23 protein-coding genes are annotated in these 23,780 nt (G+C 63.9%); 10 read left to right on the plus strand and 13 right to left on the minus strand.

From position 1 onward, the window contains the following. Nucleotides 1-264: 264 nt before the first annotated feature. Nucleotides 265-1,503, minus strand: a complete 1,239-nt coding sequence (locus EA798_RS13955; protein WP_122099351.1) for an acyltransferase family protein — start codon at nt 1,501-1,503, stop codon at nt 265-267. Between the two features lie 143 nt (nt 1,504-1,646). Between EA798_RS13955 and EA798_RS13960 the strand changes: the two genes are divergently transcribed. Both EA798_RS13960 and EA798_RS13965 read left to right on the plus strand, forming a co-directional pair. After that, on the plus strand, nt 1,647-2,726 hold the full coding sequence (locus EA798_RS13960; protein WP_045631822.1) for a serine hydrolase: 1,080 nt from the start codon (nt 1,647-1,649) through the stop codon (nt 2,724-2,726). Then, complete coding sequence (locus EA798_RS13965) at nt 2,723-3,778, plus strand: serine hydrolase (RefSeq protein ID WP_244221277.1); 1,056 nt, start codon at nt 2,723-2,725, stop codon at nt 3,776-3,778. The genes EA798_RS13960 and EA798_RS13965 overlap by 4 nt, the downstream gene beginning before the upstream one ends. Nucleotides 3,779-3,813: 35 nt before the next feature. Here the strand turns inward: EA798_RS13965 and EA798_RS13970 are convergent, their stop codons facing one another. From EA798_RS13970 to EA798_RS13980, 3 genes are read right to left on the minus strand one after another with little or no spacing between them, the layout of a single operon-like run. After that, on the minus strand, nt 3,814-4,218 hold the full coding sequence (locus EA798_RS13970; protein ID WP_106155815.1) for a carboxymuconolactone decarboxylase family protein: 405 nt from the start codon (nt 4,216-4,218) through the stop codon (nt 3,814-3,816). 56 nt (nt 4,219-4,274) lie between these two features. Continuing rightward, entirely contained in the window at nt 4,275-4,652 is a 378-nt protein-coding gene (locus EA798_RS13975) for a MerR family transcriptional regulator (RefSeq protein ID WP_122099352.1), read from the minus strand. After that, a complete protein-coding gene (locus tag EA798_RS13980) occupies nt 4,649-5,776 on the minus strand; it encodes a methyltransferase (protein ID WP_122099353.1) in 1,128 nt (375 codons plus the stop codon). The genes EA798_RS13975 and EA798_RS13980 overlap by 4 nt, the downstream gene beginning before the upstream one ends. Nucleotides 5,777-5,869: 93 nt before the next feature. Here EA798_RS13980 and EA798_RS13985 point away from each other — a divergent pair, with 93 nt between their 5' ends. Next, a complete protein-coding gene (locus EA798_RS13985) occupies nt 5,870-6,646 on the plus strand; it encodes a ferredoxin--NADP reductase (protein WP_122099354.1) in 777 nt (258 codons plus the stop codon). A 121-nt stretch (nt 6,647-6,767) separates the two neighbouring features. Here the strand turns inward: EA798_RS13985 and gdhA are convergent, their stop codons facing one another. From gdhA to ettA, 6 genes are all read right to left on the minus strand, one after another. Then, nucleotides 6,768-8,105: an NADP-specific glutamate dehydrogenase gene (gene gdhA / locus EA798_RS13990; RefSeq protein ID WP_106155811.1), complete on the minus strand. Its 1,338-nt coding sequence runs from the start codon at nt 8,103-8,105 to the stop codon at nt 6,768-6,770. 267 nt (nt 8,106-8,372) lie between these two features. Continuing rightward, nucleotides 8,373-9,158: a biofilm regulation diguanylate cyclase SiaD gene (gene siaD / locus EA798_RS13995; protein WP_106155810.1), complete on the minus strand. Its 786-nt coding sequence runs from the start codon at nt 9,156-9,158 to the stop codon at nt 8,373-8,375. Nucleotides 9,159-9,170: 12 nt separating this feature from the next. Further along, nucleotides 9,171-9,548: a biofilm regulation phosphoprotein SiaC gene (gene siaC, locus EA798_RS14000; protein WP_106155809.1), complete on the minus strand. Its 378-nt coding sequence runs from the start codon at nt 9,546-9,548 to the stop codon at nt 9,171-9,173. A gap of 17 nt (nt 9,549-9,565) precedes the next feature. Further along, nucleotides 9,566-10,108 carry a biofilm regulation protein kinase SiaB gene (siaB, locus tag EA798_RS14005; RefSeq protein WP_015278146.1) on the minus strand — a complete coding sequence of 181 codons (543 nt, stop codon included), beginning with the start codon at nt 10,106-10,108 and terminating at the stop codon, nt 9,566-9,568. 15 nt (nt 10,109-10,123) lie between these two features. Then, nucleotides 10,124-12,115: a biofilm regulation protein phosphatase SiaA gene (siaA, locus tag EA798_RS14010; protein WP_122099355.1), complete on the minus strand. Its 1,992-nt coding sequence runs from the start codon at nt 12,113-12,115 to the stop codon at nt 10,124-10,126. Nucleotides 12,116-12,273: 158 nt separating this feature from the next. Further along, entirely contained in the window at nt 12,274-13,941 is a 1,668-nt protein-coding gene (gene ettA, locus EA798_RS14015; RefSeq protein ID WP_106155807.1) for an energy-dependent translational throttle protein EttA, read from the minus strand. Between the two features lie 252 nt (nt 13,942-14,193). Here ettA and glyA point away from each other — a divergent pair, with 252 nt between their 5' ends. The 3 genes from glyA (at nt 14,194) to EA798_RS14035 (ending at nt 16,480) form a co-directional block, all read left to right on the plus strand. Then, nucleotides 14,194-15,447, plus strand: coding sequence for a serine hydroxymethyltransferase (glyA, locus tag EA798_RS14025; RefSeq protein WP_111481738.1), 1,254 nt, complete (start codon nt 14,194-14,196; stop codon nt 15,445-15,447). Between the two features lie 144 nt (nt 15,448-15,591). Beyond that, entirely contained in the window at nt 15,592-16,053 is a 462-nt protein-coding gene (locus EA798_RS14030) for a methyltransferase family protein (RefSeq protein WP_106155804.1), read from the plus strand. Nucleotides 16,054-16,111: 58 nt separating this feature from the next. Beyond that, the gene (locus EA798_RS14035; RefSeq protein WP_122099356.1) at nt 16,112-16,480 is read left to right on the plus strand and encodes a PilZ domain-containing protein; all 369 of its coding nucleotides are present in this window, start codon (nt 16,112-16,114) and stop codon (nt 16,478-16,480) included. Between the two features lie 3 nt (nt 16,481-16,483). Here EA798_RS14035 and radA read toward each other — a convergent pair whose 3' ends face one another. Beyond that, nucleotides 16,484-17,845: a DNA repair protein RadA gene (radA, locus tag EA798_RS14040; protein ID WP_122099357.1), complete on the minus strand. Its 1,362-nt coding sequence runs from the start codon at nt 17,843-17,845 to the stop codon at nt 16,484-16,486. A 116-nt stretch (nt 17,846-17,961) separates the two neighbouring features. Between radA and EA798_RS14045 the strand changes: the two genes are divergently transcribed. Then, nucleotides 17,962-18,396 carry a CopD family protein gene (locus EA798_RS14045; protein WP_106155801.1) on the plus strand — a complete coding sequence of 145 codons (435 nt, stop codon included), beginning with the start codon at nt 17,962-17,964 and terminating at the stop codon, nt 18,394-18,396. Between the two features lie 56 nt (nt 18,397-18,452). Here EA798_RS14045 and EA798_RS14050 read toward each other — a convergent pair whose 3' ends face one another. Beyond that, nucleotides 18,453-18,722, minus strand: a complete 270-nt coding sequence (locus EA798_RS14050) for an HP1242/YdcH family protein (protein WP_106155800.1) — start codon at nt 18,720-18,722, stop codon at nt 18,453-18,455. A 219-nt stretch (nt 18,723-18,941) separates the two neighbouring features. Between EA798_RS14050 and mscL the strand changes: the two genes are divergently transcribed. Next, nucleotides 18,942-19,352: a large-conductance mechanosensitive channel protein MscL gene (gene mscL, locus EA798_RS14055; RefSeq protein WP_106155799.1), complete on the plus strand. Its 411-nt coding sequence runs from the start codon at nt 18,942-18,944 to the stop codon at nt 19,350-19,352. A 63-nt stretch (nt 19,353-19,415) separates the two neighbouring features. On the opposite strand, the gene EA798_RS14060 is transcribed toward mscL, so the two are convergent. Beyond that, nucleotides 19,416-20,444: a cytochrome-c peroxidase gene (locus EA798_RS14060; protein ID WP_106155798.1), complete on the minus strand. Its 1,029-nt coding sequence runs from the start codon at nt 20,442-20,444 to the stop codon at nt 19,416-19,418. A gap of 278 nt (nt 20,445-20,722) precedes the next feature. On the opposite strand from EA798_RS14060, the gene EA798_RS14065 reads away from it, so the two are divergent. Beyond that, complete coding sequence (locus EA798_RS14065; RefSeq protein WP_122099358.1) at nt 20,723-23,164, plus strand: Lon protease family protein; 2,442 nt, start codon at nt 20,723-20,725, stop codon at nt 23,162-23,164. 172 nt (nt 23,165-23,336) lie between these two features. Continuing rightward, the gene (locus tag EA798_RS14070; RefSeq protein ID WP_122099359.1) at nt 23,337-23,672 is read left to right on the plus strand and encodes a PA4575 family protein; all 336 of its coding nucleotides are present in this window, start codon (nt 23,337-23,339) and stop codon (nt 23,670-23,672) included. Nucleotides 23,673-23,780: the final 108 nt, after the last annotated feature.

Below are 23,780 nucleotides of genomic sequence, written 5' to 3' on the forward strand. Positions count from 1 at the left end.
AGTAACCAAAAAGAAGGCCACCCGGCATCCGGGTTTTACTTCGCAAAACTTCCCTCCCTCCGGCGTTGCTCCGGGGGCCGTCGCGAAGGGACGTCTCTGTCCCTTCACTCCTCGCTCGGCGTCCTGCCTCGCGCCCCCCTACGCAGCGCCTACGCTCGGCCTCCTGACGGGGAATGGGGGCCGAGTGTGCCTGTAGGTTTTCGGTCGCGATCTTTCTTCGCTTTTTCTGGCGCGCATGGGCATGCGACTTCACGCGCCCCTGCATCAAACCTTCAATACCCGCCTCAGCAGGAACTGCCTCACCGGCACCACCGCCCGTTCCTGCGCCAGCACGCACACCACGATGCACAATCCCAGATACAGCGGATAGAAGGCCGGCGTCAGCGCCAGTTCCCCCGCCTGAGCCACGCAATCGGCCCAGTCGTCGAGGCATTCGGCCGATACCGCCCCGAGCAGCTTCTCCGAGCGCGAGAAGAGGATGAACACCGGCACATGCAGCACGAACAGCGGCAACGAGGCGGCGCCCAGGCGCTGTGACCAGCCGACCACTGCGGCACTGCGTGGCGTGGCGATCAGCGCGCAGAGCCAGACCAGCGCCAGTTGTGCCGGCAGCAGCAGGCCGTTGTGCAACAGGAAATACCAGTAGCGTTCGCCCTTGAGCAGCCACACCGTGGCCAGAAAGCTCACCAGCACGAAGGCCCCCAGTGCCAGCCGTGCTGCGATGCCGAGTTGCCCGCCGGCCGCTCGCCATTCGCGGAACAGCCCGCAGAGCAGAATGCCGGCGAGAAATTCCGGCAGCCGCAGCAGCGGCATGCGGTGCAGCATGCCGGTGACGGGAATGCCGTAGGCATCCTGCTGGATCGCCCACAGCGGCGGCAGCAGGTAGAGCGCGGCGATTGCCAGCAGCCACCAGCCCTTGTGGCGCAGGCGCATCAGGCGCGGTGCCAGCAGCGGGAAGCACAGGTAGAAGAAGAACAGCGTGGAGATCGACCACAGCGGCGGGTTGAACGTCAGGTACAGCGGGTTCCAGGCATGCAGCATCAGCAGCTGCAGAACGAAGTTGAACGCCAGCTCGCGGTTGTTCATGAAGTACTCGAGGGCGTCGCGGGCCTCGCCGCTGAGCTCCTCGTTGGTGTCGTAGACCACATAGCGCAGGCTCGCCTTGGCGTCGTCCGGCGGAATGCCTAGCTTGGCGATGATGGTCAGCACGATGGCCGTCAGCAGCAGCGAGAACAGGTGCAGCGGGTAGAGGTTGGCCAGGCGTTTGCCGAGGAAATGCCGCGCCGGCTCGCGCAGTTCGCCCTGCCGACAATAGACGTGCGCCAGCAGAAAGCCGGAGAGGACGAAGAAGCTGCTGGTGGCGAAGAAGCCGACGCCGGCCAGCTCCGAGAGCCAAGTCGGCTCGTCCTCGACGTAGGCGTGCACGGTATGGAACAGCACGACATAGATGGCCAGCAGAAAGCGCAGCCACTCCAGTCCGATGAAATGTTCGGTGCGCGCCACTGCTCCACTCCTGCGTCGGTTGATAGTCATCGGACTCGCATCGACGCCAGCGGTTGCGCTGCACCGGTAATCGGGACCCGGCGCACGCCCGCCAGCGCCGGTGGTCGGATAGGTGGGAAATGCACCATTCGATCCGGAGGCCCATGTTGTTGCCCGCCCAGCTTCGTTCACCGTTCGCCGCTCTGTGTCTGCTGCTGATCACGCTGTCGCTCGCCCAGCGCGCCGTGGCGCAGGACAGCATCGAATGGAGCGGCCCGTTCCTGGCGCGCCTGGCGCAGGTGGACAGGCAGACACCGGGGCAACTGGGCGTCTACGTCAAGGACATGCAGACCGGCATCTCGGTCTCCTACCACGGCGAAGACGCCTGGTACCTGGCCTCGACGGTCAAGGTGCCGATTGCCATCGCGGTGATGCGCCGTGTCGAGCAGGACGACTTGACGCTGGACAGCCCGGTGACCCTGCTTGCCAGCGACTATGTCGACGGTGCCGGCCCGACCAACAGCCATGCGCCGGGCAAGGCGCTGAGCGTGCGCTATCTGCTGGACCAGATGCTGATCCACAGCGACAACACCGCCAGCGACATGCTGATCAGGCTGGTCGGCATCGACCAGGTCAATGCGGTCACCCGCGAGCTGGTGCCCGAGGGCTTCGGGCCGATCACCACCCTGGCCGATGTGCGACGGCTGATCTACGGCGAACTGCATCCGGCGGCGCGCACCCTGTCCGGTAAGGATTTTCTCGCCCTCAAGCGGCAGCCGAACGACGCCGGCCGCCTGGCCTTGCTGCCGCGGCTGATCGGCGTGGAGCGCAGCGCGCTGGTGCCCATCAGCCTCGGCGAGGCCTACGAGCGTTACTACGCCACGCCGTTCAACTCCGGCACGCTGAAGGCCTATGGCGATCTGCTCTCGGCACTCGATGCCGGCACCGCGCTGGGGCCGGCGAGCACCGAGTACCTGCTGAGCGTGATGCGCCGGGTCGAGACCGGCGGGCGGCGAATCAAGGCTGGCCTGCCGTCCGGCACCGGGTTCGCTCACAAGACCGGCACCCAGCGCGCGCGCATCTGCGATGCCGGGCTGGTGGACCAGCCAGGCGCGGCGGACTCGACGTCCCAGCGCCTGATCATTGTCGCCTGCGTGCGCGGGGTGGCCTCTACCGCCCAGGCCGAGCGGGCATTGCGTGGCACCGGCGAGGCCGTCGCCGCAGCGGGGTTGATTCGAAGATGAGCAGATTGATCGCGTTGGGCGCACTGCTGGTGCCACTGGCCGGCCTGACGGCCTGCACCGAACAGGCCGAGGCGACCTGGAAGGATGGGCTGGAGCAGGAGCTGCGCCGCGTCGACGAGGCGTCGCCGGGCAAGCTCGGCGTGTACATCAAGCATCTGGGCGAGGACGCTGAGCTGCGCTACGACGCCGAGCGCTTCTGGTACCTGGGCTCGGCAGTGAAGGTGCCGATCGCGCTGGCCGTGCTGCAGGGCGTCGACGATGACGAGTTTCGCCTCGATCAGCGGCTGACGCTGGAGGCGGAGGACAAGGTGGACGGCTCCGGCGATCTGGTCTGGCAGGACAACGGCGTCGATTACTCGCTGCGCGACCTGCTCAGGGAAATGCTCATCGAAAGCGACAACACGGCCGCCAACATGCTGATCCGCCTGGTCGGCGAGGATGCGCTCAACCAGCGCACCCGCAAGAGCATGGGCGGCGACTTCGAGGCCATCACCAGCTTTACCCAGGTGCGGCGCGACGTATACGGCGAGGTACATCCCGATGCCGCCCAGCTGGACAACATGCAGCTGGTGGAGCTGGCCTCAGCGCCGTTCAGCAAGCCGCGTTATGAGGCGCTGGCGCGGGTACTCAATCTGCAGCAGGACGAGTTGAAGGCGGCAAGCATGGAGCAGGCCTACGAGCGCTACTACGCCCGCCAGCTCAACTCCAGCAGCCTGGTGGCCTACGGCACGATGCTGGAAAAACTGGTGCGCGGGGAGTTGCTGTCGGCCGAGAGCCGCGATCTGCTGTACGGCTTCATGAAGCTCGATTCCTATGACAACTACCGGCTCGAGGCCGGGCTGCCGGAGGACGTGCCCTTCATCCAGAAGACCGGCACGCAGCTGGAACGCGCCTGCCATGTGGGCGTGATCGAGCCGCAGGACGAGCGCCGTGCGATCGTCGTGGTGGCCTGCGCCGAAGGCCTGGACGAAGGCAAGGAAGCCGGCCGCCTGTTCGAACAGGTCGGCCAGGCGATCAGCAAGGCGTTGCTGAGCGAGGCGCGGCCGAACTGAGCCGCGCCTGCAGCGAGGGCGGTCCCGGCGGTTGGTCATTCGTTGGCGTTGCCGGTCGGCAGCAAACCTCGTTCGGCGAATACCGCCTTGACGGTGTGCATGCCATTGAGTGCCGCCGGGAAGCCCGCATAAACCGCCATCTGGATGACCACTTCGACGATCTGCTCCGGCGTGCAGCCGACATTCAGCGCGCCGTGAACGTGCACCGCCAGCTGCGGTTGGCAGTGGCCGAGCGCGGTAAGCGCCGCCACGGTCGCCAGCTCGCGCTGGGGGAGGTCCAGGCCGGGGCGCTGATAGATGTCGCCGAAGGGAAACTCGATCACGTAGCGCGCCAGGTCCGGTGCGATGGCTTGCAGGCTGTCGATGACCTTGCGCCCGGCTTCGCCGTCAATTTCTTCGAGCTTGGCCAGGCCGTTTGTGTAGCGGGTCGATGCAGGCATGGAGCGTTCCTCTTGATGGGCTAGAGGAAAGCCTGCGGGTTGGAGTCAGCTCCAGGTCAAGCGGAAGTTTGCTGGCAATACAGGGCGATCTTCGCGCGCAACGCGTCGAGATGCTCATGGTCGCGCTGGATGCGTTCGTGCAGCCTGGCAGCGTGCTGCTCGAGCAACATCTGGCGCGCCGCCAGCGTGGTATCGCCGCATTCGCGCAGATCGGCGTAGCGGATGATGTCTTCCAAGGGCATGCCGGTGTCTTTCAGGCGCAGGATGAAGCCGATCCACTCCAGGTCGCGTGGGCCATAGACGCGAAAACCGCTGGCATCCCGAGTGACCTGCCGTAGCAGGCCGATCTTCTCGTAATAGCGCAGCGTGTCGGCGGACAGCCCGGTACGTGCGGCGAACTGCCGGATGCTGAGGCGGACCGGCGCCTCGCTCATGCCTTGATCGACCGCAGAATGACGAACTTCGGTGTGGCGGCGACCTGCTCGGCATTGCCGAACAGACGCTTGAGCTTGAGGTGATAGCCGAGGTGGCGATTGCCGACGATCCACAGCTCACCGCCCTTGGTCAGTGCCGCCTTGGCCTGGGTGAACATGCGCCAGGCGAGGAAATCGCCGACCACCTGCTGCTGGTGGAACGGCGGATTGCACAGCACCAGGTCCAGCGAGGCCGGCGGTTGCTCGGCCAGGCCGTCGCCGGCGCGAATCTCGACCGGGCGCTGGCCATGGATTGCTTGCCAGTTCTCCCGCGCCGATTGCACCGCCATGTAGCTCTCGTCCACCAGGGTCAGTTCCGCCTGCAGGTTGCCCAGCGCGTAGACGATGCCGAGCACGCCGTTGCCGCAGCCAAGATCGGCGACGCGCAGCGCACCGAGTGCCTGCGGCAGATGTGGCAGAAAGGCGCGGGTGCCGATGTCCAGCCCTTCGCGACAGAACAGGTTGGCGTGGTTGAGCAGCTCCAGTTTTGGCTGTTCGAGCTGGTAGCGGGTCGGGTAGGGCGACCGCGGCGCCGGTTTATCGACCGGCGTTGCGCTGAGCAGGCGGGCCTTCTTTACCGCCAGCGAGGCCTGCACCGGGCCGATGTACTGCTCCAGCAGATCGCCGGCGGCACGCGGCAGGTGCTTGATCATCGCCGCCGCGATCACCTGCGCGCCGGGCGCCAGCTGGCCGTGCAGACGGATCAGCTGCTCTTCCAGCAGGGCAAGGGTTTTCGGTACGCGGATCAGCACCAAATCGAACGGGCCCTCGGCGACCTCGCTGGCGGGAACGAAACGCACGCGTTCGGCCGGCAGGTCGTTGCGTGCCAGGTTCTTCTGCAGCGCCAGGTGGGCCAGATGCGAGTCGCCGCTGCTGGTCACTTCGACATGCGCGGCCAGCGCACAGGCCAGCGCGCCGAAGCTGTCATTGAGAATCAGCACCCGCGTGGCGGCCGGCAGACGCTGTTCATGCAGCGTGGCGAGCAGGTATTCGTCGGCGGCGTCGAAGGCCTGCAACGGCTCATTGGGCTGCTCCGGCTGGCGGATCAGGTCGAGGCTGGCGTACGGGGTGTCGAGAATAGGCATGAGAACTGGCGGTGTTTGTGGGCGTCGGAAAGGAGTATCAAGAGTTCACGGGGCGCCACGTAAGTGTCCACTGATGCTCGGAGGGAGCGAAGTATGACCGCCAGCGAAGAGAAGTTCACCCGCCAGCGCCTGCTCGAGGTGCAGACGCTGACGCCCAACCTGTTCACCCTGCGCACCAGCCGCGACCCCGGCTTTCGTTTCAGCGCCGGGCAGTTCGCCCGCCTCGGCGTGCGCAAGCCCAGCGGCTGTATCGTCTGGCGTGCCTATTCGATGGTTTCGGCGCCGCACGACGAGTTTCTCGATTTCTTCTCCATCGTGGTGCCGGACGGCGAATTCACCAGCGAGCTGAGCCGGCTCGAGGTGGGTGACGAGTTGCTGGTGGACAAGCAGGCCTTCGGCTTCCTGACGCTGGATCGCTTTCCCGATGGTCGTGACCTCTGGCTGCTGGCCACCGGCACCGGGATCGCCCCGTTTCTGTCGATCCTGCAGGACTTCGAGGCCTGGCAGCGCTTCGAGCGCATCATTCTCGTCTACAGCGTGCGCGAGGCCCGCGAACTGGCCTATCAGCAGCTGATCGCAGAACTGCCTCAGCGCGACTATCTGGAAGGTCTGGGCGCGAAGCTGCTGTACCTGCCGGTCGTCACGCGCGAACGGGTGCCCGGCGCGCTGCATGGGCGCATCACCACGCTGATCGAGAACGGCGAACTGGAGCGCGCCGCCGATCTGCAGCTGACGCCGGAGCATTCGCGGATCATGCTCTGCGGCAACCCGCAGATGATCGAGGACACGCGCGCCGTATTGAAAGCCCGTGATCTGAACCTGGCGATGACCCGCAGGCCCGGCCAGGTGGCGGTGGAGAACTACTGGTAGGCGAGCACCGATGCGGCGTCCCGGCGTCCCGGCACAAGCTTCAAGGTCACCAGCAGGAAAGCAAAAAGCCCCTGCCGGACGATCCGGCAGGGGCTTTTCTCGTGGCGTGCCGCTGGCGCGGTTAAACGACGCCCTGGGCCAGCATGGCATCGGCAACCTTGACGAAGCCGGCGATGTTGGCGCCCTTGACGTAGTTGATCCGGCCATTCTCCTCGCCGTGGGCGACGCAGGCGTGGTGGATCGACTGCATGATGCTGTGCAGCTTGGTGTCCACTTCGCCGGCAGTCCAGTGCAGGCGCATGGCGTTCTGGCTCATTTCCAGGCCGCTACAGGCCACGCCACCGGCATTGGATGCCTTGCCCGGCGCGTAGAGGATGCCGGCCTCGAGGAACAGGTCCACTGCTTCCAACGTCGACGGCATGTTGGCGCCTTCGGCGACGCAGACGCAGCCATTCTTCAGCAGCATGCGGGCGTCTTCGCCGTCCAGCTCGTTCTGCGTGGCGCAGGGCAGGGCGATATCGCACGGCAGGCTCCACGGGCGCTGATCGGCCAGGTAGGTCACGCCGAAATGTGCGCCCATCTCCTCGAGACGGCCGCGGCGGACGTTTTTCAGGTCCATCAGGTAGTCCCACTGCTCGCCCGTCAGACCATCCGGGAAGTGCAGGGTACCGCCGGAGTCGGACAGCGAGATGACCCGGCCGCCCAGTTCCATGACCTTCTGCGCGGCGTACTGCGCCACGTTGCCGGAGCCGGAAATCGAGACACGCTTGCCTTCGAAGCTGCTGTGGGTGTTCTTGAGCATTTCCTCGGCGAAATACACGCAGCCGTAGCCGGTGGCTTCCGGGCGGATCAGGCTGCCGCCGTAGGGCAGGCCCTTGCCGGTCAGCACCGAGGTGAACTGGTTGGACAGGCGCTTGTACTGGCCGAACAGGAAACCGATCTCGCGGCCGCCAACGCCGATGTCACCGGCCGGCACGTCGAGATCCGCGCCGATGTGGCGGTACAGCTCGCTCATGAACGACTGGCAGAAGCGCATCACTTCATTGTCGCTCTTGCCCTTCGGGTTGAAGTCCGAACCGCCCTTGCCGCCGCCCATGGGCAGCGAGGTGAGCGAGTTCTTGAAGACCTGCTCGAAGGCGAGAAACTTGAGTACGCCGATGTTCACTGATGGATGGAAGCGCAGGCCGCCCTTGTATGGGCCGATGGCGCTGTTCATCTGGATGCGGAACCCGCGGTTGACCTGGACGCGGCCCTGATCGTCGACCCACGGCACGCGGAAGATGATGGCGCGTTCCGGTTCGACCATGCGTTCGATGATGCCGGCCTGCATGTAGTGCGGATGGGCTTCGAGGAATGGCCAGAGGCTGCGAACCACTTCTTCCACAGCCTGGTGGAACTCGGGTTGGTGTGGGTCGCGTTGCTTCAGGCGGGCGAGAAAGGCATCAACGGTTTCGATCATCAGTAGGCCCTCGGCGACCGCGCATTGGCAGTCATTAATAATTTTTTGGCGCGCGACTGTAACAAACCTGCTTCGCACCGCGGAAGTGCGACATGGGTCTGAGTTGCCAGTCAATGGTGCGTTCTTGTGTGCGGCGAGGGAGGAACGGGGAACTCGCCTAGCTCAGGGTTTATGGCCGATTTGAATCAAGCGTGTGCCGCCCTTCGCGCCCAAAATGACGCATGCGGTGCGTCGTTTTTGTGCAGGAAAAGAGACGTCTTCGGGAGATCAGTCGGCCAGCTCGCAGCGGTTGCGCCCGCTGCGCTTGGCGCGCAGCAGCGCGAAGTCGGCCCGATTGATGGTGCTCGAGTAGGTTTCCTCGGCACGTAGTTCGGCGATGCCCATGCTCGCGGTGACGCCCAGCAGGTTGTCGTTCACTCGCACGCCGAGCGCGCTGATGCTCTCTCCCAGGCGGGCCATGACCGCGCCGGCGGTAGGTGCGGTGCACTCGGGCATCAGGATCAAAAACTCTTCGCCGCCCCAGCGACCACAGAGGTCCTGTTCGCGAATTTCCGCTTCCATGACGCGGACCACTTCAATCAATACCCGGTCACCGACTTCATGACCGTGTTCGTCGTTGATCAGCTTGAAGCGGTCGATATCCAGCATGACCACTGCCAGCGGGCGCGCATAGCGTTTGGCCCGCTCGCTTTCCTCGCGCAGGCGTTCGGTCAGCAGGCGGCGATTGGCGATGCCGGTCAGCGAGTCGAGTGTCGAGGCTTCGCGCAGGGAGGCGTTCAGGTCGTGCATCATCAGTTGATAGCGATCGGAGATGCGCGCGACCTTCTCCAACTGCCGCAACTGCTTGTCGAAGCGTGCAGCCAGACTCATTTCGCGCTCGCGCGCAATGCTCTGGTAGCCGTCCGAGACACGGGCGATCCGCTCGATGCGTCCGAGCAGGTCGTGGTGGGCTCCCCACAGCTGGCTCAGGGCCTCCTTCAACGGATGACCCTCGAACTGCGGATCGGCGAGGAGATTGGCAACCTCTTGCTCTAGCGGCGATGGCCCACGCATATCAACCTTCTGTCAGTCGTGACTCTGGATGGAAAAGGGGAAGGTGCAGTCTTCCTTGAACTCTTCGGCCAGCTCTACCACACGCTCGTTGCGGATGTCGTAGTACCAGTTGACGGCCACCTGACGGCCATCCTGATAGGCCGCTTCAAGCAGGTCGAAGATGTCCATCATCGCCTTGATGCTGCTGGTGTTGAGGTACAGCAGACGCAGTTCGAGGGCGAGCGGGTGCGAGGCCTGGCCGAGGAAGCGCTCGATCCAGTCATAGACCTGATGGAACAGTTCATAAGAGTTTTCCGGATAGGAATCGCCCTGCATCGAGACGACACCTTTTTCCCAGTCCGAATGAATGGCTGGGGTGGATTGGCTGCCGGGGATGGAGAAATCGTTCATGTGGATGCTCTTGGAGGTCAGATGACGGCGCTCAGACTGATGAAGGAAAGCTCGTCGGAAACCGGTTGCAGCGAGGCCTTGAGGGGCTCGCTGGATTTGCGCGCTATATCGATCAGCCCCAGCCCTGCGCCGGAGGTCACATGTTCGTCGCGTGGCCGGCGCAATTGTTCCTTGTACAGCGCCTTCAGTTCCGCCTTGTTCTTCTTCGCCAGTTCGGCCACTGCACCGAGCAGCAACTGGCCGTCGGCGGTTTCGATCAGGTTGCCCGCCGAGACGACATAGCGGCCCTGGTCGTCGCGTGACACCACCACCGTGGCGCCCGCCTGCTGATCGGACCAGTTCTTCTCGCGGGTGTAGTGACGAATGTTCTGCGTCATCTCGATGTAGACGGCGAATACGTCCATGGCCGATGACGGGTGGGCCTGTTCTTCGGCCATGTAATTGCGCAGCGCGTTGCCTATCTCTTCGATCAGGCTGCGCGAGATAGGGCCGTTGAAGCACAACATGATCTGTTGCTGGTTGTAGCATTCGCGCATCGCGAACATGTCAATGGGGGCCATTGCCAACTCCCTGTCTCAATCGAAACGGAAACATAACATCGTGATGTCGTCGCGCTGCGGATAATCACCCTGATAGTGCGCCAGCGCACGGCTGAAAGCTTCGCCCTGTTCGGCCAGTGGGAGTCTGGCGTGCGCCTGGAGCATGCTGGCGAAGCGGCTGTTGCCGAAGCCGTACCCCTGTTCGCCACCCGCCTGGTCGAGGAAACCGTCGGTGGTCATGTAGAACGTCCGCCCTGGCTGCAGTTTGACGCTGGTGTTGTGGTACTCGCCGATGCGCTTGTCACCGATCGCGCGTCGAGCGGCGCGGACTTCCTGTACCTCCTCGCCGTCGCAGTAATACAGCGCGATCTTCGCTCCGGCGTAGCGCACCTCGCGTTGCTGCAGGTCGACGTAGGCCAGGCCGATGTCCATGTTGGTAGCCAGCGCGTGGGCGTCGTCCTCTTCTCGCAGCATGCTGCGAACGATCGCGTCGGTACGCGATAGCGCGGCTGCCGGATCATCCAGGCCGGTCGTGCCGAGCGCCTGGTCGATGGCCGCGTGGGCGAGCATGGTCATCAGCGCGCCCGGCACGCCATGCCCGGCACAATCGACCACGCCAAACAGGCAACCCCGTTCATCGGCCCGGTAGACATAGAAGTCGCCACCGACGACATCACGTGGCCGCCAGAGCACCGCATGACGATCGCCCATGGCGCTGACCAACTGCCGATTGGGCAGGATGGCGCGCTGGATAAGGCTGGCATAGTCGATCGAGTCGTCGATCTTCTTGTGCGCGGCCGCCATGTCGCGGTTCGCTCGCTCCAGTTCCTGGGTGCGTTCGCGCACGCGGTTTTCCAGTTCGCTGGTGTGGCTGCGAACCGTCTGCGCCATGCTGCCGAAGGCAGCGCTCAGCTCGCCGATCTCGTCCTTGCGGCCGAGTGGCAACGCGACATCGTACTGTCCGGCCGCCAGCGCCTGGGCGCCGCGGCGCAGCTGGCGCAGCGGCTTGAGCACGCGCTTTTCGACCAGCCAGGCACCGCCGCCGATCAGCAGCAGGAAGAGCACCAGGAACAGGCCGATGGCGGGTAGCAGCGGGCGTACCTCGACCACCTGTGCCGTGCCGAGATCGACGGAGCTGGCAACGAACCATTGCAATTCCGGTATCCAGCTCAGCGCCAGAAGGCGCGGCGCACCGTCCAGGGTGACGCGCAGTGTCGCGACCGTTCCAGGCGCCTCGCGGCTGTCGGCCATCGCCTGGCGGACCGCCGTGGCGGCGCTGATGTCATCGAGCAGCCCTAGCACGTTGGTCGATAGCGAGCGCCCGCGGGCCGTCTCGGCATTCAGCGTCACCAGATTCTGGTTCGGGTGCACCAGGATGGAGCCATAGGTGTCGAGCACCATCGACTCGACTCCGACCTTGCTGGACTCGATGAAGTCATCGAGAAAGGCGCGCAAACCGATCCCCGAGCCGACCAGGCCCAGACGACGGTCGCCGTCGCGCACCTGCACGTTGAACCACACCTTTAGCTCGCCGGTGACTACAGAGCGGTCAACATTGATCGAGTAGGGCGTTGTTGTCTGCAGGGTCTGGTAGAACCACTCGTCGCGGGGATTGTCCGGACTCATCAGGTAGCGCGGCGCCTGGCTTGGCTCTTGGCCTGGGCCGTTGGAGTAATAGCGGTTGCTGGTGGCGGAGGCCGCGAAATATGCGTGGTCACCGAACGCTTGCTGGTAGCCGGCGGCTTCTCTGAAAAAGATGTCGCGGCTGGCCGGGCTGTCTTCCGCCTGCAACCAGGCAACGGTCAGCTGAGAGGCGGCGAGTCGTTGGGCAAGGGCCAGCTCGCGGGATACCGGCGCGAAAAGGCGTTCGCGATTGAGCTGTACGACGTTGCGCGCGTAGGCCTCGCCGAAGCGGTGCTGCACGCCAAGCAAGGCCTCCCGACCGATCAGCCCGGCAAAGGCGAATGCGAGGAGGCAGCTCAGTAACAGGGCCAGCAGTGATTTGCCGCGCAGTCCCAAGGCTGCCATGCGAAGTTCCCTCTGTCGCTCGGTTGGCACGGTATTGGTTGCCGGCCGGTTATCGAAAAACGGCAATTATCCGGCATAAGGCGTTTTGCTACTAGCCGATAGTCGTCTTTCTGACGCAAGAACGGAGCCGCATGGGCTCCGTTCGTCTGCTGCAACAGTTACTGCGCGAGCTTCTTGTACCTGACTCGGTGCGGCTGGGAGGCAGCATCGCCGAGGCGCTTCTTGCGATCGGCTTCGTACTCGGTGTAGTTGCCTTCGAAGAACACGACACCGCCATCGTCCTCGTAGGAGAGGATGTGGGTGGCGACGCGGTCGAGGAACCAGCGATCGTGGGAGATCACGATGGCCGAGCCGGGGAAGTCCAGCAGCGCCTCTTCCAGCGAGCGCAGGGTTTCCACGTCGAGGTCGTTGGACGGTTCGTCGAGCAGCAGCACGTTGGCGCCCTGCTTGAGGGTCAGCGCCAGGTGCAGACGACCGCGCTCACCGCCGGAGAGATCCTTGACGAACTTCTGCTGATCAGCGCCCTTGAAGTTGAAGCGGCCAACGTAACCGCGCGATGGCACCTCGTAGTTGCCGATGCGAATCTGGTCCAGGCCATCGGAAACCGCTTCCCATACGGTCTTGCTACCGTCCAGGTCGTCGCGGCTCTGGTCCACGCAGGCCAACTGCACGGTATCGCCGATTTCGATGCTGCCGGAATCCGGGGTTTCCTTGCCCATCAGCATGCGGAACAGGGTCGACTTACCGGCCCCGTTGCCACCGATCACGCCAACGATGGCGCCTTTCGGCACGCTGAAGGAGAGGTTGTCGATCAGTACGCGGTCACCATAGCCCTTGGTGACGTTCTTGAATTCGATGACCTTGTCACCCAGGCGCGGGCCGGCCGGGATGTAGATCTCGTTGGTCTCGGCGCGTTTCTGGAATTCCTGCGACTGCATTTCCTCGAAGCGCTGCAGACGGGCCTTGGATTTCGACTGGCGGGCCTTGGCGCCTTTGCGCACCCACTCCAGTTCTTCCTTCATGGCCTTTTCATGGGCCGACTGCTGCTTGGATTCCTGCGCCAGACGGGCCGATTTGGCCTCCAGCCAGCCGGAATAGTTGCCTTCGTACGGGATGCCCGCGCCGCGGTCGAGTTCGAGAATCCAGCCGGCGACGTTGTCGAGGAAGTAACGGTCGTGGGTGATCGCCACCACGGTACCCGGGAAGTCATGGAGGAAACGCTCCAGCCAGGCCACCGAGTCAGCGTCCAGGTGGTTGGTCGGTTCGTCCAGCAGCAACATGTCCGGGGCCGACAGCAGTAGGCGGCACAGGGCGACGCGGCGCTTCTCGCCGCCGGACAGGTGCGCGACCTTGGCATCCCAGGCCGGCAGGCGCAGAGCATCGGCGGCGACTTCCAGCTGACGCTCCAGGTTGTGACCGTCGGATGCCTGCAGGATCGCTTCGAGCTTGGCCTGCTCGGCGGCCAGCGCATCGAAGTCGGCATCCGGCTCGGCGTAGGCGGCGTAGACGGCATCCAGGCGGGCCTGGGCGTCCTTGATCACACCAACCGCTTCCTCGACGACCTCGCGCACGGTCTTTTCCGGATCGAGCTGCGGTTCCTGCGGCAGATAGCCGACATTGATGCCTGGCATGGCGCGGGCCTCGCCGTCGAACTCGGTGTCGACGCCGGCCATGATGCGCAGCAGGGTGGATTTACCGGCGCCGTTCAGGCCGAGCACGCCGATCTTGGCGCCGGGGAAGAACGACAGGGAGATGTTCTTGAGGATCTCACGCTTCGGCGGAACGACCTTGCTCAGCCGGTGCATGGTGTAGACGTATTGAGCCATGGAAACGAATGCCCGTGACAGTGGTGAAGGATGCCTGACCCAGGCCGTGGGGGGCCGAAAAAACGGGTGGCATGGAAAGGGCGCAAAGCTACCCGAATGCACCGGTCAGGGCAAACCGCCGCGGGCCGCGGCTACGGGTCGAGGCCGCCGGCTGCTCATCTTGTACATGACTATCGCTCATACCCGTGACCGGCCGGATGAGGTAGAATCCGCGCCTCTCTTTATACCGCCAGCTGATCTCAGAGGACTGCCATGTTCAGCCGTGATTTGACCCTCGCCCGTTTCGACGCCGATCTCTTCGCTGCCATGCAGCAGGAAGCCAAGCGTCAGGAAGACCACATCGAGCTGATCGCCTCGGAGAACTACACCAGCCCGGCGGTGATGGAAGCCCAGGGTTCGGTGCTGACCAACAAGTACGCCGAAGGTTATCCGGGCAAGCGCTACTATGGCGGTTGCGAGTACGTCGATGTGGTCGAGCAGCTGGCCATCGACCGCGCCAAGGAGCTGTTCGGCGCCGACTACGCCAACGTCCAGCCGCACGCCGGCTCCCAGGCCAACGCCGCTGTCTACCTGGCACTGCTCAGCGCGGGCGACACCATCCTCGGCATGAGCCTGGCCCACGGTGGTCACCTGACCCACGGTGCCAGCGTGTCCTCCTCCGGCAAGCTGTACAACGCCGTGCAGTACGGCATCAACGACCAGGGCCTGATCGACTACGACGAAGTCGAGCGTCTTGCCGTCGAGCACAAGCCGAAGATGATCGTCGCCGGTTTCTCCGCCTATTCGCAGGTACTGGACTTCGCCCGCTTCCGTGCCATCGCCGACAAGGTCGGTGCCTACCTGTTCGTCGACATGGCGCACGTGGCCGGTCTGGTCGCCGCTGGCGTCTACCCGAACCCGGTGCCCTTCGCTGACGTCGTCACCACCACCACCCACAAGACCCTGCGCGGGCCGCGCGGCGGCCTGATCCTGGCGCGCGCCAACGCCGAGATCGAGAAGAAGCTCAACTCCGCCGTATTCCCCGGTGCTCAGGGCGGCCCGCTGGAGCACGTCATCGCGGCCAAGGCCGTGTGCTTCAAGGAAGCGCTGCAGCCCGAGTTCAAGGCCTATCAGCAGCAGGTAGTCAAGAATGCCCAGGCCATGGCCGAAGTGTTCATCCAGCGCGGCTTCGACGTGGTTTCCGGCGGCACCAAGAACCACCTGTTCCTGCTCAGCCTGATCAAGCAGGACATCACCGGCAAGGACGCGGATGCTGCCCTGGGCAACGCCCACATCACCGTGAACAAGAACAGCGTGCCGAACGACCCGCGTTCGCCGTTCGTGACGTCCGGTCTGCGCATCGGTACTCCGGCCGTTACCACTCGTGGCTTCGGTGAAACCGAGTGCCGCGATCTGGCCGGCTGGATCTGCGACATCCTCGACAACATGGGCGACGAGTCGGTGATCGACGCGGTCCGTGGCAAGGTCGAAGCGGTCTGCGCCAAGTTCCCGGTATACGGCAACTAAGCGTACGCACGTTGCACCCGAAAGCCCGCGAAAGCGGGCTTTCTGCTATCTGCTGCCGGCAGATGATGGCGGCTTGATCCTCGTCGCCGCGGCAAGGGCTCGACGCGCTAGACTGCAATCATCTGTCCGCCTGGAGTTCGAGGTATGTTCAAGCGCGCCACCGGTGTGATCCTGCCGCCGCCAGTCATCTACCTGCTGTTTCTCGCAGCAGCCTGGTTGCTCGAGTCGGTGATCCCGATCGCGCTGCCGCAAAACATCTGGACGGACTATTTCGGCTGGGGCCTGATCGACGCAGGCGTGCTGCTGATGCTCTGGGCCGGGCTGTTGATGCTTTGGCGCAAGACCACGGTCAATCCATATGGCAAGCCCGCCCGGCTGCTGGAGGAGGGGCCCTTTCGTTATTCGCGTAATCCTATCTACCTGGCCGACAGCCTTATCTACTGTGGTATCGCGCTGCTCTGGGGTTCGCTCTGGCCGTGGCTGCTGTTTCCCGCTGTGATCTACTGCATGCAGCGTGGCGTGATCGTGCACGAGGAGCGCCTGCTGGCCGAGCTGTTCGGTGACGACTACCGCGCCTATCGCGGGCGCGTCCGTCGCTGGTTGTGACGGCCCGGCGGGACGCTGCTGTCCTATAGTGAACCCAGACTTCGCGGAGTGTTTTTCGATGAGTGATAACCCGAGTGAGCGCCGACGCTTCCAGCGCATCGAGTTCGACGCAGCCACCGAGCTTGTCCAGGGCGACCGCCGCTGGCCGGTCGAGCTGCATGACCTGTCGCTGAAAGGCCTGCTGGTTCGCCGGCCGGAAGGCTGGGATGCCGATGCTGAACAGCCGTTCGACGCACGGGTGCGCCTGGCCGATGATGCCGAGGTGCGAATGGAGGTGGCGATGACCCATGAGGAGGGCGATCTGATCGGCTTCGTCTGCCAGCATATCGATCTCGACTCGATCGCCCATCTGCGGCGCCTGGTCGAACTCAACCTCGGCGACGAGGCATTGCTGGAACGCGAGCTGGCCGCGCTCGGCGGCCAGTAGCGATCATTCGAACAATGCGTCGAGCGCCTGCTCCAGGCGCGTCACTGCAATGATCTGCAGCCCGGCGGGAGCCTCCTTCGGCGCATTGCCCTTGGGCACGATGGCGCGCTTGAAGCCGTGCTTGGCGGCCTCCTTCAGGCGTTCCTGGCCACTCGGCACCGGGCGGATCTCGCCCGACAGGCCCACTTCACCGAACACCAGCAGATCGGTATCCAGCGGCCGGTTGCGCAGGCTGGAGATCACCGCGGCCATCAGCGCCAGATCCGCCGCGGTTTCCAGCACCTTCACGCCGCCCACCACGTTGATGAACACGTCCTGGTCGTAGGTCGGAATGCTGCCATGGCGGTGCAGCACGGCCAGCAGCATGGCCAGGCGGTTCTGGTCCAGGCCCAGGGTGACGCGCCGCGGGTTGGCCAGGTGGCTGGTATCGACCAGCGCCTGCACCTCCACCAGCATCGGCCGCGTGCCTTCCCAGGTCGCCATCACCACACTGCCGGGTACCGCTTCCTGAGCGCGGGTGAGGAAGATCGCCGACGGGTTGGTGACCTCTTTGAGACCCTTGTCCGTCATGCCGAACACGCCCAGTTCGTTGACCGCGCCGAAGCGGTTCTTCACCGCGCGCAGCAGGCGCAGGCGACCGTCTGACTCGCCCTCGAAATACAGCACCGTGTCGACCATGTGCTCGAGCACCCGCGGGCCGGCGAGGGCGCCTTCCTTGGTGACGTGGCCGACGAGGAAGATCGCCGTGCCGCTCTGCTTGGCGAAGCGCACCAGCAGCGCGGCGCTCTCGCGAACCTGGGCGACGCCGCCCGGCGCGGACTGCAGTTGCTCGGTGAAGATGGTCTGGATCGAGTCGATCACCATCACCTTGGGCTTCTCCAGCCGCGCGGTGGCGATGATCGATTCGATGCAGGTCTCGGTCATCACCTTGAGCCTGTCTTGCGGCAGATCGAGGCGGCGGGCGCGCATCGCCACCTGCTGCTGGGATTCCTCGCCGGTCACGTAGAGCGCCGGATAATGCTGGGCTATGGCGCAGAGCGTTTGCAGCAGGATGGTCGACTTGCCGATGCCTGGGTCGCCACCGATCAGCACGACCGAGCCGTCCACCAGGCCGCCGCCGAGCACGCGGTCCAGCTCGCCAGATGCTGTGGAGAAGCGCGGTACTTCCTCGACGCTGACTTCGGCCAAGGTCCGGATGTTGGCCTGCTCGCCTGCCCAGCCAGCGCGGCCCGATGGTGGCGCAGCACCTTCGATGAGGGTTTCCACCAGGGTATTCCAGGCACCGCAATCGCCGCACTGGCCGGCCCATTTCGGAAAGGTCGAGCCGCATTCGGTGCAGCCATACATGCGCTTGGCCTTGGCCATGGGAAACTCCGGGTATGGTAGGTGGTGTCGCATGATAACGACTGACTTGATCGCCATCAGCCACAAGCGGCGAGGCAGCGGCCAGACTGTAAACAAATCGAACAGGAGTGAGCGCCATGCGACATCTGTTGTTTCTGCACCTGCTGGGTGCCAGTGTCTGGGTTGGCGGGCATCTGGTGCTGCTGTTCAGTGTGCTGCCGGGTGCCCTGCGTCGCCGTGATGTGCAGCCGGTACGCCAGTTCGAACAACTCTACGAGCGCGTCGGGATTCCTGCGCTGCTGGTGCAGATCGTCAGCGGGCTCTGGCTGGCCAGTCTCTGGCTGCCCCACGGGCAATGGTTCGACTCGTCGCCTTTGGCGCACCTGGTGCAGGCCAAGCTGGTGCTCCTCGGATTTACCGCGCTGCTCGGAGCGCACGCGCGACTGGCATTGATTCCGAAGCTGGATGCGCAACGGTTGCCGCAACTGGGGCTGCATATCGTGCTGATCACCCTGACTGCTGTCGCCTTCGTCTGGGTCGGTTCGGGGTTCCGCTTCGGTGGCTTGTTCTAGCGGGCCAGACAGAAAAAAGCCCGCGCATGGCGGGCTTCTTTCTACTGGCGGTGCTATCAGCCGCAGCAACCACCGCAGCAGCTGCCCGATGCCCGCTTGAGGTCGCGGGCGATGTCGTCCTTCATGCTGACGCGCTCCTGCTTGAGGGCATTGAGCGCAGCGTCATCGAGGGTTTCGACGCCGTCTTCGACGCGGCAGATGCGCTTGTCGAGCGCTTCGTATTCTTCAGCCTTGCGGGCAAAGGCCGGATCTTCCTGACGCAGCTTTTGCAATTGCTCGCGTTTCTCAGGGAAGTCCTTGATCAGGGGGTGATGTTCGACGTGCATGGAAACCGCTCCGGTTTGTCAGGAAGGCCTCTACCTTATTCGCCATCCCCGCAGAACCGGTTGACGGCGATCAAGCGAACCTCATTCGCAACAACCGGTCGATGAAAGGCTACTGTCTTGGCCTGCCTAGGCAACGCCGCCTATGCTCTACGACGGCAGTCATGCTGTGGCCCAGTGGCCATCCAGAGCGGGTCTGTTACCGACATAAGGAATCTGCATATGAGTCTGATCAGCGAATTCAAGGCGTTTGCCGTACGGGGTAACGTGGTCGACATGGCCGTGGGGATCGTCATCGGTGCCGCATTCGGCAAGATCGTCTCGTCGTTCGTTGACGGTGTGATCATGCCGCCGCTGGGGCTGCTCATCGGTGGTGTGGATTTTTCCGACCTGGCAATCGTGCTCAAGGAGGCCGCAGGGGATGCGCCAGCCGTGCTGCTGCGCTACGGTTCGTTCATCCAGACGGTGGTGGATTTCCTGATCATCGCCTTTGCCATCTTCATGGCGATCAAGGCGATCAATCACCTCAAGCGCAAGGAGGCTGAAGCCCCCTCCGCACCCCCTGCGCCGTCCAAGGAGGAACTGTTGCTGACCGAGATACGCGACCTGCTCAGGGAGCAAAAGGGCAGCTGAGTACGTGGCGTAGAAAGCAACCCACATGGCTACCCGGCGCCACGCGCCGGGTAGCCGAAGCGATCACTCTGGTTTCGGCGTGGTCGCTGTGCTGGCAGGCAGCACGGGGTAGGCTACTTGCGGCTGATCGCCGGTCACGCTGTGCAGGAAGGCGGTGATGGCGCTGACTTCATCCTGGTTGAGCTGACGACCCAGCTGGCTGTCGCCCATGATCGCGACCGCCTGTTCGAGCTCCCAGACCTCACCGCTGTGGAAGTAAGGCGGCGTCAGTGCGACGTTACGCAACGGCGCGGCGCGGAAGACGTACTCGTCGCTTGCCGTGTTGGTCACCGTGAAGCGCCCCTTGTCACCTGTCGGCAGTACTTCCGCCCCTGGCTTCTTGACCACGCCGAAGGGGAAGTAGCCCTGGCCACCGAGGTTCACACCGTTGTGGCAGGACGAGCAGCCGGCATCCATGAACAGGGCCAGGCCCTGCTTCTGCTTGTCGTCGAGCGCCTTGTCCTCGCCCTTGAGGAAACGGTCGAACGGCGAATTCGGCGTCGTCAGGCTGACTTCGAAGGCTTCCAGCGCATAGGCCATGTTGTCAAAGCTGACCGGCTCCTTGTCCTTGGGGAACGCCTTCTTGAACTCGGCGGCGTACTCCGGAATGCTCTTGAGCGTGGCGACGACGCGCTCGGGCGTGCTGTTCATTTCCACGCTCGCCTGCACCGGGCCCTTGGCCTGTTCCTGCAGATCCTTGGCGCGACCGTCCCAGAACTGCGCGGCGTTGAATACCGCATTGAGCACGGTGGGCGAGTTGCGCGGACCCTTCTGCCAACCATGGCCGATGGAAGTCGGCACGTTATCGCTGCCGCCGATGCTCAGGTTATGGCAAGTGTTGCAGCTGATCACGTGGCTGCTGGACAGACGCGGATCGAACCAGAGCTTGTGACCGAGCATCGCCTGATCTTCGCTGACGGCCTGGCCGCGGACTTCGGTGACCTTGTCCGGAATCGGCTTGAAAATGGCGTTGGCGCGCTCGCGCAGCTCGTCGGCGCTTGCTGCGCCAGTGAAAAGTAGGCTGCTAAGCAATAGGGGAAGAGACGGGCGCATCTGGTAGCTCCTTTTGTGTTGACTGGCTCTAGGAGGCGCTTTTATGTCAAGCGACCGTTTGATCCACATCAAGAAGCCCCGGCAGCCAAGGTGCGGCCAAATGTATCCACTTGTGTCCCGGGTCTGAGTCGAGTGCTGGTGAATGGAACATGCGGCGGTAGGCATTCCCCTGCACGAGGCGCGCAGCGGCACGGCGTCAGCCTTGCGGTGCAACCGAGGCAACGCCAGAATGGCGGCATCAATCGTGGCCACGCGTGCCACTCCAGCAAGGATTCCCGATGCCTGAAACTGTCGCTGCCGGCTTGCGCCTGGCACCCGATGCGCTGACCCGTCCCTTCGAGCCCAGCCAATTCAATTTCAATACCACTGCCGAGCTCGAGCCGTTTCTCGGCGTGCTCGGCCAGGAGCGTGCAGTCGAGGCGTTGCAGTTCGGCGTCGCCATGCCGCGTCCGGGCTACAACGTATATGTCATGGGCGAGCCGGGCACCGGGCGGTTTTCCTTCGTGCGGCGTTATCTGAAGGCCGAAGGCAAGCGACTGGATACGCCTTCCGACTGGGTTTACGTGAACAACTTCGATGAGCCCCGCGAGCCGCGGGTGCTCGAGTTGCCCAACGGCGGCGCGGCTGCGTTCATTGCCGATATCAATCAGCTGATCGACAACCTGCTGGCGACTTTTCCGGCGGTGTTCGAGCATCCGAGTTTCCAGCAGAAGAAGAGCGCTATCGACCGCGGCTTCAATCAGCGCTATGACAAGGCGCTGGATGTGATCGAAAAGCTCGCGCTGGAAAAGGAGATCGCCCTCTATCGCGACAGCACCAACATCGCGTTCACCCCCATGAAGGAAGGCAAGGCGCTGGACGAAACCGAGTTCGCCCAGTTGCCCGAAGCCGAACGCGAGCGTTATCACGAGGACATTTCCGCGCTGGAAGTGCGCCTGAACGAAGAGCTCGCCAGCCTGCCGCAGTGGAAGCGCGAGTCAACCAACCAGCTGCGCCAGTTGAACGACGAGACCATCAGTCAGGCCTTGCAGCCGCTGCTGGCGCCCCTGTCGGAAAAATATGCCGAGAATGCCGGTATCGAAGCCTATCTGCAGGCGGTGCAGGTCAATCTGCTGAAGACCGTGGTCGAGCAGCTGGTGGACGAGAACCGCCCCGAGGCGCAGAACCGTGTCCTGCTGGAAGAGCAGTACAGCCCGAGCCTGGTGGTTGGCCATCCGGTCGATGGTGGTGCGCCGGTGGTATTCGAGCCCCACCCGACCTACGACAACCTGTTCGGCCGCATCGAGTACAACACCGATCAGGGCGCGCTCTATACCAGCTATAGGCAGTTGCGCCCCGGTGCGCTGCATCGTGCCAATGGCGGTTTCCTGATGCTGGAAGCGGAAAAGCTGCTCAGCGAGCCCTTCGTCTGGGAAGCGCTCAAGCGTGCCCTGCAATCGCGCAAGCTGAAGATGGAGTCGCCGCTGGCCGAACTCGGCCGCCTGGCTACCGTCACGCTGACGCCGCAGGTCATTCCGCTGCACGTGAAGGTCATCATCATCGGTTCGCGCCAGCTCTACTACACGCTGCAGGACCTGGATCCGGACTTCCAGGAAATGTTCCGTGTGCTGGTCGACTTCGACGAGGACATCCCGCTGGCCGAGGACAGCCTCGAACAGTTCGCCCAATTGATGAAGACCCGCACTTCCGAGGAGGGTATGGCGCCGCTGACCGCCGCTGCCGTTGCGCGTCTGGCGACTTATAGCGCGCGCCTGGCTGAACACCAGGGCCGCCTGTCGGCACGCATCGGTGATCTGTTCCAGCTGGTCAGCGAGGCTGATTTCATCCGCCAGCTGGCCAAGGACGAGGTCACGGATGTCGGCCATATCGAGCGTGCGCTGAAGGCCAAGGCCACGCGCACCGGTCGCGTATCGGCGCGGATTCTCGAGGACATCCTGGCCGGGGTGATCCTGATCGATAGCGAAGGCGCGGCGATCGGCAAGTGCAACGGGCTGACGGTGCTTGAGGTCGGTGACTCGGCATTCGGTATGCCGGCCCGCATCTCTGCCACCGTTTATCCAGGTGGTTCGGGCATTGTCGATATCGAGCGTGAGGTCAACCTCGGTCAGCCGATCCACTCCAAGGGGGTGATGATCCTCACCGGCTACCTGGGCAGCCGCTACGCCCAGGAGTTTCCGCTGGAGATTTCTGCAAGCATTGCGCTGGAGCAGTCCTACGGCTACGTCGACGGCGACAGTGCGTCGCTCGGCGAATGCTGCGCGCTGATCTCGGCCCTGTCGCGCACGCCGCTCAAACAGTGCTTCGCCATCACCGGTTCGATCAATCAGTTTGGCGAAGTGCAGGCGGTCGGCGGGGTCAACGAGAAGATCGAAGGATTCTTCCGCCTCTGCGAGGCCCGCGGATTGACCGGTGAGCAAGGCGTCATCATCCCGTTCGCCAACGTCACCACGCTGATGCTCGACGAGCGCGTGCTCGAAGCGGTGCGCCAGCAGCGATTCCACGTCTATGCTGTAAAACAGGTGGACGAGGCGCTGTCACTGCTGGTTGGTGAGGATGTCGGCGCGGCCAACGACCAGGGTCATTTCCCCAAGGGCAGTGTCAACGCCCGGGTGGTCGAGCGGCTGCGCGACATCGCCGAAATCGAGCTGGAAGAGGAAGCGAAGAGCGAGTCAGGAGCGTCATCGGAGCACGCGCCGTCCGCCCCCGAAGGGGATAGCTGAGCGCACCATTGCACGGTTTTTGAACGGAACGATAGCGCGCGCGGCAGGTCTGCAGTGGAGGAGGGCATCCACCCTCCATCCACAGGATTATCCACAGCTTTAGGGGATAACTGGCTCTCGCGCTACATCCGCACAGGATGTCCCGCGTCAGCCCGACGCGAGGACTGCCGTCATGCCGCACAACCTTTGTCTGAATCGCCAGTGCCTCGGCCTGGTTACCCGAATCGAATGCGCCATACGCCCGCTTGCCGGCGGTAATGGATTGTGGACGCTGCTCTGTGCTGCCGGTCTGGCGGACGGGCAGCCCACGGCGATCAAGGTCCAGGGCCCATTCCACGGGCCTGCCATGGCTGAATCGGTGCTCGCGTCCATTGCGGACAACCTGATGGGGCAGGGCTACTGCGAGTCGGATGATCCCTCCATCTGGCAGGTGCACATGCAGGCCGAATTGCGCCGGGTGAATGCCAATCAGGCCCGCTTCCTGGCGGGTTGGGAATCGCGCCCCTGAGCATCTGATCTACACGGGGTGCCGCGTGGCTGGCGCTGCTTGCCGGTGCTGGCGAAAGTCTTATCCACAAGCGGGTTGCGCGCCTTGGCCTGCCTTGGTGCGTCCGGC

The sequence above is a fragment of the Pseudomonas songnenensis genome (assembly GCF_003696315.1).
GTDB lineage: Bacteria > Pseudomonadota > Gammaproteobacteria > Pseudomonadales > Pseudomonadaceae > Stutzerimonas > Stutzerimonas songnenensis.

What these genes read in the sequence shown, in the direction of transcription:
- EA798_RS13960 (WP_045631822.1), top strand. Translation starts at nt 1,647, where the DNA reads ATGTTGTTGCCCGCCCAGCTTCGTTCACCGTTCGCCGCTCTGTGTCTG.
- EA798_RS13965 (WP_244221277.1), top strand. Translation starts at nt 2,723, where the DNA reads ATGAGCAGATTGATCGCGTTGGGCGCACTGCTGGTGCCACTGGCCGGC.
- EA798_RS13970 (WP_106155815.1), bottom strand. Translation starts at nt 4,218, where the DNA reads ATGCCTGCATCGACCCGCTACACAAACGGCCTGGCCAAGCTCGAAGAA.
- EA798_RS13975 (WP_122099352.1), bottom strand. Translation starts at nt 4,652, where the DNA reads ATGAGCGAGGCGCCGGTCCGCCTCAGCATCCGGCAGTTCGCCGCACGT.
- EA798_RS13980 (WP_122099353.1), bottom strand. Translation starts at nt 5,776, where the DNA reads ATGCCTATTCTCGACACCCCGTACGCCAGCCTCGACCTGATCCGCCAG.
- EA798_RS13985 (WP_122099354.1), top strand. Translation starts at nt 5,870, where the DNA reads ATGACCGCCAGCGAAGAGAAGTTCACCCGCCAGCGCCTGCTCGAGGTG.
- gdhA (WP_106155811.1), bottom strand. Translation starts at nt 8,105, where the DNA reads ATGATCGAAACCGTTGATGCCTTTCTCGCCCGCCTGAAGCAACGCGAC.
- siaD (WP_106155810.1), bottom strand. Translation starts at nt 9,158, where the DNA reads ATGCGTGGGCCATCGCCGCTAGAGCAAGAGGTTGCCAATCTCCTCGCC.
- siaC (WP_106155809.1), bottom strand. Translation starts at nt 9,548, where the DNA reads ATGAACGATTTCTCCATCCCCGGCAGCCAATCCACCCCAGCCATTCAT.
- siaB (WP_015278146.1), bottom strand. Translation starts at nt 10,108, where the DNA reads ATGGCCCCCATTGACATGTTCGCGATGCGCGAATGCTACAACCAGCAA.
- siaA (WP_122099355.1), bottom strand. Translation starts at nt 12,115, where the DNA reads ATGGCAGCCTTGGGACTGCGCGGCAAATCACTGCTGGCCCTGTTACTG.
- ettA (WP_106155807.1), bottom strand. Translation starts at nt 13,941, where the DNA reads ATGGCTCAATACGTCTACACCATGCACCGGCTGAGCAAGGTCGTTCCG.
- glyA (WP_111481738.1), top strand. Translation starts at nt 14,194, where the DNA reads ATGTTCAGCCGTGATTTGACCCTCGCCCGTTTCGACGCCGATCTCTTC.
- EA798_RS14030 (WP_106155804.1), top strand. Translation starts at nt 15,592, where the DNA reads ATGTTCAAGCGCGCCACCGGTGTGATCCTGCCGCCGCCAGTCATCTAC.
- EA798_RS14035 (WP_122099356.1), top strand. Translation starts at nt 16,112, where the DNA reads ATGAGTGATAACCCGAGTGAGCGCCGACGCTTCCAGCGCATCGAGTTC.
- radA (WP_122099357.1), bottom strand. Translation starts at nt 17,845, where the DNA reads ATGGCCAAGGCCAAGCGCATGTATGGCTGCACCGAATGCGGCTCGACC.
- EA798_RS14045 (WP_106155801.1), top strand. Translation starts at nt 17,962, where the DNA reads ATGCGACATCTGTTGTTTCTGCACCTGCTGGGTGCCAGTGTCTGGGTT.
- EA798_RS14050 (WP_106155800.1), bottom strand. Translation starts at nt 18,722, where the DNA reads ATGCACGTCGAACATCACCCCCTGATCAAGGACTTCCCTGAGAAACGC.
- mscL (WP_106155799.1), top strand. Translation starts at nt 18,942, where the DNA reads ATGAGTCTGATCAGCGAATTCAAGGCGTTTGCCGTACGGGGTAACGTG.
- EA798_RS14060 (WP_106155798.1), bottom strand. Translation starts at nt 20,444, where the DNA reads ATGCGCCCGTCTCTTCCCCTATTGCTTAGCAGCCTACTTTTCACTGGC.
- EA798_RS14065 (WP_122099358.1), top strand. Translation starts at nt 20,723, where the DNA reads ATGCCTGAAACTGTCGCTGCCGGCTTGCGCCTGGCACCCGATGCGCTG.
- EA798_RS14070 (WP_122099359.1), top strand. Translation starts at nt 23,337, where the DNA reads ATGCCGCACAACCTTTGTCTGAATCGCCAGTGCCTCGGCCTGGTTACC.